General features: G+C 56.8%; 10 protein-coding genes. 1 reads left to right on the forward strand and 9 read right to left on the reverse strand.

What is annotated here, in order from left to right; all coding sequences use genetic code 11:
• From aaeB to aaeX, 3 genes are all read right to left on the reverse strand, one after another.
• The coding region (aaeB, locus tag RTK32_RS03885) for a p-hydroxybenzoic acid efflux pump subunit AaeB (RefSeq protein WP_312042193.1) at positions 1–1,604 on the reverse strand (1,604 nt) is incomplete at its 3' end.
• 5 nt (positions 1,605–1,609) lie between these two features.
• A complete protein-coding gene (gene aaeA / locus RTK32_RS03890) occupies positions 1,610–2,542 on the reverse strand; it encodes a p-hydroxybenzoic acid efflux pump subunit AaeA (protein ID WP_312042194.1) in 933 nt (310 codons plus the stop codon).
• A 7-nt stretch (positions 2,543–2,549) separates the two neighbouring features.
• Positions 2,550–2,753, reverse strand: a complete 204-nt coding sequence (gene aaeX / locus RTK32_RS03895; RefSeq protein WP_312042195.1) for a p-hydroxybenzoic acid efflux pump operon protein AaeX — start codon at positions 2,751–2,753, stop codon at positions 2,550–2,552.
• A 272-nt stretch (positions 2,754–3,025) separates the two neighbouring features.
• Here aaeX and aaeR point away from each other — a divergent pair, with 272 nt between their 5' ends.
• Positions 3,026–3,943, forward strand: coding sequence for an HTH-type transcriptional activator AaeR (aaeR, locus tag RTK32_RS03900; protein WP_312042196.1), 918 nt, complete (start codon positions 3,026–3,028; stop codon positions 3,941–3,943).
• Positions 3,944–3,993: 50 nt separating this feature from the next.
• Here aaeR and tldD read toward each other — a convergent pair whose 3' ends face one another.
• From tldD to mreC, 6 genes are all read right to left on the reverse strand, one after another.
• Positions 3,994–5,439, reverse strand: coding sequence for a metalloprotease TldD (tldD, locus tag RTK32_RS03905; protein WP_312042197.1), 1,446 nt, complete (start codon positions 5,437–5,439; stop codon positions 3,994–3,996).
• Positions 5,440–5,521: 82 nt separating this feature from the next.
• Positions 5,522–9,313, reverse strand: coding sequence for an AsmA2 domain-containing protein YhdP (gene yhdP, locus RTK32_RS03910; RefSeq protein ID WP_312042198.1), 3,792 nt, complete (start codon positions 9,311–9,313; stop codon positions 5,522–5,524).
• 91 nt (positions 9,314–9,404) lie between these two features.
• Positions 9,405–10,874 (reverse strand): ribonuclease G, encoded by a 1,470-nt coding sequence (rng, locus tag RTK32_RS03915; protein ID WP_312042199.1) that lies wholly within the window; start codon positions 10,872–10,874, stop codon positions 9,405–9,407.
• Positions 10,864–11,457 carry a Maf family protein gene (locus RTK32_RS03920; RefSeq protein WP_312042200.1) on the reverse strand — a complete coding sequence of 198 codons (594 nt, stop codon included), beginning with the start codon at positions 11,455–11,457 and terminating at the stop codon, positions 10,864–10,866. Before RTK32_RS03920 ends, rng begins: the two co-directional genes overlap by 11 nt.
• Positions 11,458–11,465: 8 nt before the next feature.
• Positions 11,466–11,954, reverse strand: a complete 489-nt coding sequence (gene mreD / locus RTK32_RS03925; protein ID WP_253457811.1) for a rod shape-determining protein MreD — start codon at positions 11,952–11,954, stop codon at positions 11,466–11,468.
• The coding region (gene mreC / locus RTK32_RS03930; RefSeq protein WP_312042201.1) for a rod shape-determining protein MreC at positions 11,951–12,572 on the reverse strand (622 nt) is incomplete at its 5' end. The genes mreC and mreD, both read right to left, overlap by 4 nt.

Below are 12,572 nucleotides of genomic sequence, written 5' to 3' on the forward strand. Positions count from 1 at the left end.
AGGTGGTTTTTCCGGCGGCGGGCCTGATTCGTGGTCATGGCCGCCACGGCAGAATACATAAAGCGATTCAGGAGGGTGCGTCCGGTACGCGCTTTTGACGTGTCACGGATCAGCAGAATCACCAGCAGTGCCAGGAAGCAGCCAATCGCCTGGCCGAGCGCGTTATCCAGAAAGGCGCTGACGTTAAAGGTCATGGGATTGTCCAGCGTCAGGATATTGATGGTACCGACCAGCGCGCCCAGCGTCCCAATCTGACGACGCTGAATAAGAATGCCCCCGATAAAAGCCATCACGCCCAGGCAGAGACAAAGCAGCAGCATACTTTGTTGCGTGGCAGGCATCAGCACCATGTAATAAAACGCCCCTAACGGGACCGCTACCATCATGCCATACAGAAAGTCCTTCGCCATCATCAGCGGATTTGGCATGCGCATCGCCAGTGCGGTAATGACGGCGAGCATCACCATTGCCCCGCTGCCAGACGTCCAGCCGCTCCATAGCCAAAACAGTGAGCCGACTGCAGTAGCGACAAAAGTGCGCACGCCGTTAATCAGCGCGTGGCGCGTTTCTGCCGAGCGCATTTTTACTACCGGCGCGCCGTCCAGCACTTCTTCTTCCATCCTGCTAATGCTGCTGTTGGTTTTTATGCCTTTCAGCAACAGCAAATAGCGTGACGCGGCGCCTACCCAGTTACCGATCGTCACCGGCGTATTTTTACTGCCGCTGGCGGTAATGACGCGGCGCATAATTTTCATGCGTTTGTGAATATCAGCGACGTTCTCTACCGGCTTTTCAAAGAAAAGATGGAACTGTGGCGGCACATATTCCTGGCGAGTATTTTGGATCAGGAAGGTTTCGCAGGCCTGAGTGATTAAGGTTAGCGACAGCGTGTTTAACGCGCGCAGTCGTCTTTCCGCTCTCTGCCAGTGACCGGATTCCATCATCAGGTGGGTGCGCATCCCGTTCAGTGCGGTGGTGCGGCGCACCAGATCGGTCCAGGCTTTGTCGATCTCTTCTTTGTCGCCGTGCGCCACGCAAAGCTGCATCAGCTTGTACTGATCGACCAGCAGCCCATCAATAGCCCGATCAACATCCTGTTTGATAGAACGCGGCGAAAAGAGCATGTCGGCCAGAATGGCACAGACAATCCCGATAATGATTTCACTACAGCGTTCGACGGCAAACTGCGGCGCCACCAGCACCGAGCCGTTGGCATTCAGGCTTACCACGATAATCAGCGCCGTATAGCCTGCCAGGCCCAGCGCATAAGAGTTTTCAACCTTAATTAATGAGGAAAGCCAGACGCAGAAACCGGCCCACAGGCAGCACAGCAGCAGCATCACTACCGGTGCGCGAATGGTAGCGATCATTATCGTCAGTGCGGCCAGGCAGCCGATAAAGGTGCCGATAATGCGCAGCATCCCGCGATGGCGCAGCGCACCGGAAAAAGGATCGCCGCCTGCGGCAAAAGCGGTACCGCCAGCAACGATACAGGCGGTCATCACCGCCCAGCGCGGCGTTTCCAGATTGAAGTGAAAGCCGATCAGCAAGGCAAGCAGAATGGCGAAGGTCAGCTTGATCGGAAACCGCAGTTGATACCACATGGCGCTTAGCCGAACTCACGCAGGCGATGCATCAGCTTCATCACCGGCGACATTTCACGCGGCTGACGATCCTGAGCGCCGGTCACAATCACGGTTGCCGTGGTCCCCGCCGGATACAGATTGCCCTGCTGCTGGTCAAGATGAATACGTACCGGCACACGCTGCGCCAGACGAACCCATTCCAGATTGGAATCAATGGTCGCCATGCCTTTGCTGTCAACCGTGCTGCTGCTGTTGGTTACGCCTGCGGCCACGCTGTCCACGGTGCCTTGCAGCACACGGTTGCTGCCCAACGGCGTGATCTCCACGCGATAGCCGGGCCGGACGCCTTCCAGCTTGGTTTCTTCCATATAGGCCAGCACGTAGAAAGTATGCTGCTGCACCAGTGCCACGGCAGTAGAGCCGCGCGTGATAAATTCACCGCGATAGACGTTCAGGTTGGTGACCCATCCGTCCGCTGGCGCTTTAACAACGGTACGCTCCAGATCCAGTTTCGCTGTATCACGAGTCGCCATGGCTTTTGCCAGCTGATGTTCCGTCGTCTGGTAATCGCTGTTGGCCTGCTCGATAGCTTCACGCGACATGGCGGAGACACCAAGCTGATTGCGTCGGCCTGCTTCACGACGCTTTTCGCTGACCAGGGACTGATAGTAAGCCACGTCAGCTTCCGCCTGATTGAGCGCCTGCTGATAGCGTGGCTGATCGACCACGAACAGAACCTGATCTTTTTTCACCAGCTGGTTATCACGCACGCGCACGTCGGTAATCAGACCGCTAACGTCTGGTGCAATAGCGACCACGTCGGCTGTGAATTTCGCGTCGCGTGTCCAGGGTGATTCGGTGTAGTACACCCAGACATGGAAAATACCAACAACGGCAATCACAACCAGGATAAGGGTGATGGCGAACCGGGAAATTTTTCTTGTTAACGCTTTCACTGTGACCTCAGACAAACAATCGGGAAACCAGGTAGAACAGGCAGCAGTAGAGTGCTGTATTAAATAACGCAGGATGCCAGACCAGGTCATAGAGCCCGGTGGGCGTAAGCAAACGACGCACCAGCCAGAACAGCATCAATGACACGATAATTTCAAAAAATATGGGCGGGAAGGAGAGCCCAAATATCACAATAACCGGAAGCACGCTCATCTCATATCCTTGTCGGGTTTGCCGGGCACTCCTTTCGCCACAAAAAAACGGCCGCCCTGGAGAGGGTGGCTGCTGCTCTACGGATGATGATGTCAGATTAGCCGCAGACGGTCTTATCAAAAACCGGCGCTCTATGAATAATAGCGTATTCAGGCGTCAGCATTTCGGCGAGTTGAGTTACGGAACGGTAACCCGGCGATGCTATAGTAACGCGGCTGACTATCTGTTTTCTACCAAATGTGATCTAAATCACTTTTAAGCCAGAGTTAATAATGGAAAGAATGAAGGGGATGTCCGTCTTTGCACGGGTCGTTGAACTGGGCTCTTTTACGGCGGCGGCTAACCATCTGCAAATGAGCGTTTCTGCCGTCAGCCAGATTGTGGCCAGGCTGGAAGATGAGCTTCAGGTGAAGCTGCTGAACCGCAGCACGCGCAGTCTTGGCCTGACCGAAGCCGGAAAAATTTATTTTCAGGGCTGCCGACGGATGATGTTTGAGGCGCAACAGGTTCACGAGCAGCTGTATGCTTTTAACAATACTCCTGTCGGCACGCTGCGTATCGGCAGCTCTTCTACGATGGCGCAAAATGTGCTGGCGAATATGACCGCCGAGATGTTGAAAGAGTACCCTGGCCTGACGGTAAATTTGGTTACCGGCATCCCCGCGCCTGACCTGATTGCCGACGGGCTGGATCTGGTGATCCGCGTCGGCGCACTGCGAGATTCCAGCCTGTTTTCCCGGCGCCTCGGCTCTATGCCGATGGTGGTCTGCGCGGCCAAAAGCTATCTGGCGCAGCACGGCACGCCGGAAAAGCCTTCTGACATCGGCAATTTTTCCTGGCTGGAGTACAGCGTGCGGCCCGATAACGATTTTGAATTAACGTCGCCGGAAGGTCTCGCCATCCGTCTTTCGCCGCAGGGGCGCTTTGCCACTAACGATTCGCAAACGCTGATCCGCTGGCTGGTGGGCGGAACGGGGATTGCCTATGTGCCGCTGATGTGGATCATTGATGAGATTAATGCCGGTAAAATTGAGATCCTGTTCGCGCATTATCAATCCGATCCGCGGCCGGTTTATGCGGTTTATACACAGAAAGATAAGCTGCCGCTGAAGGTTCAGGTGTGCATCGATTACCTGACGGATTACTTCCATAAGGTAGCGGATGTTTATCAGGAATATCGGCAGAAGTAAAAAAGGCGAGCCGCTATGGCTCGCCTTTCTGGTCAGCAAAACGGCATCCGTCAGGCGGTACCGCCTACGGTCAGCTTGTCCAGCTTCAGCGTAGGCTGACCGACGCCGACCGGCAGGCTTTGCCCTTCTTTCCCACAAACTCCAACGCCCTTATCCAGCGCCAGGTCGTTGCCTACCATCGAAATTTGCTGCATGGCCTCAATACCGGAACCGATCAGCGTAGCGCCTTTCACCGGTTTGGTCACTTTGCCGTTTTCAATCAGATAGGCTTCCGACGTCGAGAAGACAAATTTCCCGGAGGTAATATCCACCTGACCGCCGCCAAAGTTTGGCGCATACAGGCCGTATTCCACGCTGGCGATAATATCCTCAGGCGTTGATTTGCCGGCGAGCATATAGGTATTGGTCATGCGTGGCATCGGCAGATGCGCATAGGATTCACGACGGCCGTTGCCGGTAGGCTTGACGCCCATCAGACGAGCGTTCAGCTTGTCCTGCATATAGCCTTTCAGTACGCCGTTTTCGATCAGCACGTTGTACTGGCCCGGCACGCCTTCGTCATCTACCGCCAGCGAACCGCGCAGGCCTTCAATAGTGCCGTCATCCACCACGGTGCAGAGATCGGATGCCACTTTCTGGCCCATCTGGCCGCTGAACACAGAGGTTCCGCGACGGTTAAAGTCGCCTTCCAGACCGTGGCCTACCGCTTCGTGCAGCAGGACGCCAGGCCAGCCCGCACCCAGTACCACAGGAATACTGCCCGCCGGCGCCGCAACCGCACTCAGGTTAACCAGCGCCATGCGCACCGCTTCACGGGCCCAGGCTTCCGCGCGGGTTTCACCTGACTCGTCCGCCAGGAAAAACTCATAGCCGAAACGGCCGCCGCCGCCGCTGGAGCCTCGCTCGCGTTTGCCGTTGTCCTCGACCTGGACGCTGACCGACAGGCGCACCAGCGGACGCACGTCGGCCGCCAGGGTGCCATCAGTAGCCGCAACCAGCACCATCTCGTAAACGCCGCTCAGGCTGGCGCTGACTTCCTGTACCCGCTTGTCGGCGGCACGGGCTGCAGCATCGACGCGATGAAGCAGCGCGATTTTCTCTTCCCGGGTCAGGCTTTGCAGCGGATCGGCCGTAGGATAGAGCGGACGATTCATCACCGCGCCCAGCGTATGCGATTTACCGTTACCCTGCTCGCGCACGATGCTGCGCGCCGCCGTAGCACTTTGCGTCAGCGCGTTCAGCGTGATCTGATCGGCATAGGCGAAGCCCGTTTTCTCGCCGCTGATGGCGCGGACGCCGACGCCCTGATCGATGTTCCAGGAGCCGTCTTTAATAATCCGATCTTCCAGCACCCAGGATTCATGGTAGCCGGACTGAAAGTAGAGGTCGGCGTAGTCCAGCTTGCGTTCCGAGAGCTGACCGAGAAGGGAAAAGAGATCCTGTTGGTTAATATTATTAGCAGTTAGTAACTGTTCACTTACCAGATTCAGACTCATGTATTCTCGCTCTGTTTGGGAGCCAGTCGCCGCTGGCGTCATAATCTCTATAGCCTGAGGCAATTCCCCGGTCACGTCAAACTCACTTCGCGCTCTTTTCTCGCGGCTTGCGCAGGACCTCATCAATTTTCGGCTTATCCAGCGGGCCGGAAATGTGGTAGCGCAGCACCGAAATCTTATTCCACAGCGGGGCCAGCGCCTTGCTGGCTGCAAAAACAGCGGCGCCAATCACCGGGTTGACGGCAAAGGCGGCAGCGACGCCGACGGTGGCAGAAATCTCCGGCGCGACTACCGCTTCCATATCGATTTGCCGTCTCGCCAGGTCAATTTTGCCCTGCATGGCGATATCGGCCTCCAGGCCATCCACCAGCAGGTTATCGGTACGCAGCACGCCTTTTTCAATCCAGGCTGTGCCGTTAATGGAGTCGAAATAGAAGCCCTGGCTAAAGGTATCGCTAAAATCGAGACGCAGCTTGCGCAGCAGCGCATCAAAACTGACCAGCCGCAGCAGCTGACCGGCCCGCCCGGTATTTACGTCGGCAATCTGCCCGGCCCCCAGGTGAGATTTTAACACGCCGCTCAGCGTCGCCACCGAGGGCTGCCACGGCGCAGCCTGCCAGTGCAGATCGTAATCAATATTAAACGGCGCGTCCCGCAGCGGCGAATTCAGGCCGAACCAGTTAGTGGCATCATCTACTTTTTTGCCACTGAGCGACCCTTTCAGCGCGGTTCTCTGCGAGCCTGGCTGATTGACCCATTCGCCTGTGACCTTCAGTTTTGCGCTACCGATGTCGATCAGGCCATTTTGCAGTTTTAAGGTATCGTGGGTATGGCTGATGTCCGCGGCCATCCGGCCAAAGCGCTGACCGCGCAGCCAGCATTCGTCGCAGGTCAGATTAACAGCGGGCCAGCTGCTGAAATCAATTTTACTGTTTTTCTCGCCGGAGAACGGCGTAGAGTCGCTGGCGGCTGGCCATTGTGGATTGTAATAAAGATAGCTGAGATGGCCCAGCCACGGCGCATGTTGCCTCATCACCAGCTCGCCGTTGATTTCCCGTCCTTTAGCCTGCACCACGTTTTCGCCCGCTACCGTCTGGCTAAGCGTGGCCTCCAGTTCATGCCAGCGCTGTCCTCCCAGCGTCAGCACCGGTGTGCGCAGCGTAATGTTGCCGGGCAGATAAGCCTGCCCGCCGCCTGCGCTGGCGCCCGCACCCGAGCCGCCCGCCAGCAGCCCCAGCCAGGCTTCGCCATCCAGCGGCGGTAGATACAGCGTCATGCCCGATTTTTCCGGCAGCGGCGGGATTTGCGTGGCGTCATGTTCCCAGATGCCTCGATCAACACGCAGCTGTTTTCCAAGCAGCCAGCGGCTGTTAAAACGCTGGTTCTGGCCTACCGCTCCCTGCAGCGTAAAGGCCGAGAGATCGCCCTGCGCCAGGACACGAACCGGCATCACCTCATTCCGTTCTTTATCCAGCGGTGAAGGTAAGTGACTGCTTACATTTTTCAGATCGCCGGTCAGCGACACCTTATAGTTTGCGCCCCCGTTGTGCGGCAGCGTAATGGCGACGGTGCTCTGCCAACTGGCACTACCGTTGAGTTTTTCACGCAGCGCCGTCGGCATCGCATCGATTTTCCCTGGCTGCCAGTCGCCTTTAAGATCGACACCGATATCGTAATGCTTTTCGCCTTCCTGCGTATTGAACGTCACGTTCATTGGCTGTCCGAACCAGCTGGCGGTTAGCGGTTCGCTTTGCAGATTGCCGTTGTCATACGTGAAGCGACCACTCAGCTGTTTGATGGTGCTGTTAAGCGGCTTAATAAACAGCGAGTTATTACGCAGATTGACGTCGCCGCTGGCTTTAACCGCCTGCCCGTCCAGAGGAATATTCAAATGTAAGTGACCGCCCACGTCGCCACCGATTTGCAGCTCGTTCAGTGCCGCACCCAGCGACGACTGTAGCGGCGTCTGGTTAAAGTAGCGGCCGACTTCCTTACCTTCACCGCTGATATCGCTGTCGATAATCAGCCTTTCTTTCATATAGTCCGGAATGACAGCGGCGACGTTTTTGCCCTGTACGTTGCCCAGCATGGCCCGATCCGCTTTCATAAACAGGCCATCGTTAATAAAGTTCAGGTCGATATTCAGCTTTTCCAAATCCGGCCAGCCGGGCTGGAAACGATAGGTGGCCTGGCGCAGCGGCACCCAAACCTGGAACATGCCGTCGTTATGCTTGAAAGGGAAAAGCTCTGGATTACCGGCAAACAGCAGCGCAGCGTTCTTCACCTCGCCGCCTTTAATGGCGCCGCTGAGATAGTCGACCAGCTTAGTGCCCATCAGCGGTTCCGGGAAGTAGCGCCAGGCGTCTGCCGCATCGGTCAGCGTGATACCGGCCAGAATATCCAGCCGCGGCGCCCGATCTTTGGCCTGAGCCCAGGTAAAATCCCCCTTCGCCCACAGCGAGCGCGCCTGAATGTCCAAATCCCGCCCGGCCAGCCTGATGCCGTCCTCACTGCTTTTCCAGTTGAAAGCGCCGCTGGCCTGCGCAATTTCCAGCGGCGCACGGAACATGGTGCCGTCCGGCAGCGAAGCGTTCTTCAGGCTAAAAGCCAGCCTGCCGTCCGGTACGCTGCCGCTAAGCGAGCCGCTAAAGTGCTGCATGCCCGGCAGCAGCTCCCAATGCTGCCAGCTCAGATTTTGCCAGCGGGCCTGAAAACGGGTTTTTTCCGGCTGCTGTAACGGGATATCGGCGGCAAGCGCCTGAATTTCACCTTGCGGATGAAGCGTTCGCCAGTTGGCCAGCAGCGTCGGCGTAACTTTAGAAAACAGCGGCAGTAGCGCATCAATGCGCTCAAGCGCCAGGTGGGTGGCGCGTACGCGCAGGGCTTCCGGACTGGCTGAGTTTTGCGGCAGCCAGAGCAGCGATATCCGCCCTTTGGGCCAGGCTACGCCGTCGGTATGCAGGTTGGTTTGCGGCATTTCGACGCGCCAACCCTGTTCAACATGGCTGATATGCGCGGCGAGGTTGTCCACGGTGAAATGGTGTGTCCGACTTTCGTCCTGCCACTCCGCGCCGCCTTTCTTCAATAAGATATCGCCGCTGTGGATTTCGCCGTTTTCGAGGCTCATCCATGCGGCCAACGAGAAGCGCGCGCTTTTCAGCGTGGTGTTGTCCTGCAGCCACTGGCCAAGCCAGGGTTTGACATCCACATCGTCCGCCTGCATCCAGGCGCGGCCCGTATCGAGATAGCCGTTGGTATCGCTGAGATCGAGACGAACCTGTACCACGCCGTGCTGGCCGGTAAAGCTGGACAGGCTGACTAACCCTTCCGCCCGGTGGCGATTTTTCTCGTTCAGCCAGGTGAGTTGCGGCATATCCAGCCTGGCGCGCTGGCCGGAAAGCGTCAGGAAACTGATCTGGCTTTGTTGCAGATCGAAATGGTCAAACTGGCGTAAAAAGAGATCGCTGAACTGTCCGGGCTTAAGCTCTACTTTGCCGCCGTTGCCGGAGGTCAGCGGCGTATTGGTCACAAGATTCAGCCGCCAGAAGACGAGGTTGCGAAACTGAGGACGCAAATGCAGCAAAGATTGCCAGACGTCAAGGGCCAGCGAGACGCGATCGACCTTCAGCGAACCGCCGTCCTGCAGGCCAATATTAAGGGCTTTGATCTCCAGTACCGGGCCAAAGTTTTCCCAACGGCCGTCAAGAGAGGCGGCTTCTACCGGCATATCAATCGCGCTTGAAAGGTGCTGTAAAAGGGGGACGCGCCAGCTGTTCATGTGCGGCATTGCCAGACGCAGTCCGCTGACGATCAGCGCAATAATAACGACGATTATTGCGCCGGTCAGTAGCAGGATCCTCGGCAATTGCCTCACACACCTCTCCTTGATACCCGACTCTGCGGGCAATAGCTATATTTACCCCCGATGGGGCGCGCTGGCTTTGTTTTGAGCGGGATAACCGGACTTACATCATTACCACGTCAAACTGCTCCTGAGTATAGAGCGGTTCAATCTGTACTTTCACCTGCTTGCCGACGAATATCTCTACTTCCGCCAGCGCATGCGATTCATCCGTTTTTAGCGCTTCGCCTACCGCAGGTGAAACGTAGACTAAAAAGCGATCCGAATCATAGGCGTGATGGACGCGAACGATCTCGCGCATGATCTCATAACAGACGGTTTCCACCGTTTTCAGCGTGCCGCGCCCTTTGCAGACCGGACAATCCTGACACAGTACGTGCTCAATGCTTTCGCGCGTTCGTTTGCGGGTCATCTCTACCAGGCCAAGCTGGGAAAAACCGTGGATGCCGGTTTTCACCCTGTCCTTACTCATCGCCTGTTCCAACGAATGCAGCACGCGGCGGCGATGATCTTCATTATTCATGTCGATAAAATCGATAATAATAATGCCGCCAAGGTTGCGCAGGCGCAGCTGGCGGGCGATCGCCTGCGTCGCCTCAACGTTGGTATTGAAGATGGTTTCATCCAGATTGCGATGGCCGACAAACGCGCCGGTATTAATATCGATAGTGGTCATCGCTTCAGTTTGATCGATGATCAGATAGCCGCCGGATTTCAGCTCTACCTTGCGGTCCAGCGAGCGCTGAATCTCGTTTTCCACATCAAACAGGTCGAAAATCGGCTGCTTACCGGTATAGAGCTCCAATTTTGCCGTCATTTCCGGAATGTATTCGCTGGTGAATTCTACCAGCTGTTCCCACGACTGACGCGAGTCGATACGGATGCGATCCAGCGCAGCACCGGCGAAGTCCCGCAGAATGCGCTGCGACAGCGCGACTTCACCATAGAGGCGACAGCGGGTTTTATTGCGTTTTTTACGCTCGATGACCTTGGTCCACAGCCGCTTGAGAAAGGCAGCGTCGGAAGCCAGCTCCTGTTCACCCACGCCTTCGGCGGCGGTGCGGATAATATAGCCACCCAGTTCATCACAGTAGGCAGCCACCACGGACTTGAGCCGGTCGCGCTCCGCTTCGCTTTCAATGCGTTGCGAAACGCCAACGTGTGATGCGCCTGGCATAAAGACCAGATAGCGTGAAGGCAGTGTGATATCGGTAGTCAGACGCGCGCCTTTAGTGCCCAGCGGGTCTTTCACCACCTGCACCATCAAATCCTGTCCCTGACGGACCAGCTCGGAAATGTCGCGCACGGAAAAGTTTTTACGCTCGTCACCCGCCACGCATTCGGTATGCGGCATGATATCGGAAGCGTGCAGGAAGGCGGCTTTTTCCAGCCCGATATCTACAAAGGCCGCCTGCATACCCGGCAGCACCCGGCTGACGCGCCCCTTGTAAATATTGCCGACAATGCCGCGGCGCGCTTCGCGTTCAATGTGGATTTCCTGCAGGATGCCGCCATCAATATAGGCGACGCGCGTTTCTGAAGGGGTGATATTTACCAGAAGTTCAGCCGTCATCTTGTTCCCTTACCTCACGCAGTGCGTGAAACTGGCTCAGTAGCTCAGCCGTTTCCACCAGGGGCAGCCCCACTACCGCATGATAGCTTCCATTGATTTTTCTGACAAAATTCCCGCCCAGCCCCTGAATACCATAGGCACCGGCTTTATCCATCGGTTCGCCGCTGGCGATATAGGCTGCGATATCCTCCTCGCCCAGCAGGCGAAAAGTCACGTCCGTCACCACCATACACGCCAGCTGCCGTTGCCGGTCAGCCAGCGCAACGGCCGTCATGACCTGATGCGTCTGACCAGAAAGTTTAGACAGCATTACGGCGGCGGCGGCCTCGTCGGCTGGTTTCTCCAGCACTTCGTTGTTCAGCACCACGATAGTATCGGCACCCAGCACCGGGAGATCCTGCTCTGCTACCGCTACGCCGGCCTGGGCTTTTTCCAGCGCCAGACGGCGGACGTAAGTTTCAGCCGCTTCACCAGGCTGCTGACGCTCTTCAACCTGCGTGCTTAAACGCGCAAAACGCAGACCAAGCTGCGTTAATAATTCATGACGACGGGGAGAACCGGAGGCCAGGTAAAGGGATATCATACTCTTCCTTATTGTACGGCAAACTGGCGACGTATTTTTCTCATCAGCAAGAACAGCCAGGGCCACAGAATACCGTCTATCACGCTACTCCAGAAGATTTCCGGACGAAACGAGACGTTGATAACTAAAAATTCTGCCCAGAAGACAATAACATCCATTGCCAGCGACAGCACCATCACCATCAGCGCCTGCTGCCAGAGCGCCAGGTTGCGGAACAGCTGAAATTTGAACGCGACCAGATAAGCAAGGATGCTGAAGGCCAGCGCGCGCACGCCCAGCGTCGAACCGGAAATCAGATCCATTATAGATCCCATCACGAAACCCGTGCCGACATTCACGCGATGCGGCAGCGCCAGCACCCAGTAGATGAGGATTAACAGCAGCCAGGAAGGCCTGAACATATAGAGTTGGTCAGGCCACGGCATGATTTGCAGCACCAGCGCCACCAGAAACGAGCACCAGATCACCCAACGACCGTGGCTGCGATAGCTGCTCAAGGCTGGCCTCTGCGCGAAGAGGAGGCAGCAGCAGGCGTGGTCTGAGTCGCAGGCGCCGTCGAACCCGCTGCCGAGGCGTTATCCGGCGCGGGCGGCCCCATCATCTCGCTGGCGGCTGGCAGGACCTGCGGCATCATCTGCATCAGGCGCTCGTTGGCAACACGATGCACTTCATCGGGGGCCATCGGCATGGTGCCGTTGCGATCCGCTCCCCACAGCAGCAGCAGATAGCGCAGACGCTGCAGGCCTGCTGTTGGGCGTGCCTGAATAACAGTGTAGGCACGTTGCGTATCCAGCTTCACGGAGGAGACCACGCCCACCGGATAGCCTTCCGGGAAGCGCCCGCCGAGGCCGGAAGTCACCAGGACATCACCCACACGGATATCGGTATTGCCCGGCAAATGCTCAAGCTGAAGGTCTTCCGTACAGCCGTTGCCTGCTGCAATCACGCGGATATCATTACGCAATACCTGAATAGGCAGCGCGTGCGATGAATCGCAAATCAGCATCACGCGGCTGGTAATTTTTCCTACGGCAACCACCTGCCCCACCACGCCTTTATCGCTGATAATCGGCTGGCCTTCGTAAACACCGTTTACGCTGCCCTTGTCGATAACG

Origin of the sequence: Erwinia sp. (assembly GCF_031978025.1) — a bacterium.
Taxonomy (GTDB): domain Bacteria; phylum Pseudomonadota; class Gammaproteobacteria; order Enterobacterales; family Enterobacteriaceae; genus Erwinia.

Bases quoted from the DNA above. Each gene is read 5' to 3' on its own strand.
- RTK32_RS03920 (WP_312042200.1), bottom strand. From the start codon at position 11,457: ATGATATCCCTTTACCTGGCCTCCGGTTCTCCCCGTCGTCATGAATTA.
- rng (WP_312042199.1), bottom strand. From the start codon at position 10,874: ATGACGGCTGAACTTCTGGTAAATATCACCCCTTCAGAAACGCGCGTC.
- tldD (WP_312042197.1), bottom strand. From the start codon at position 5,439: ATGAGTCTGAATCTGGTAAGTGAACAGTTACTAACTGCTAATAATATT.
- aaeR (WP_312042196.1), top strand. From the start codon at position 3,026: ATGGAAAGAATGAAGGGGATGTCCGTCTTTGCACGGGTCGTTGAACTG.
- aaeX (WP_312042195.1), bottom strand. From the start codon at position 2,753: ATGAGCGTGCTTCCGGTTATTGTGATATTTGGGCTCTCCTTCCCGCCC.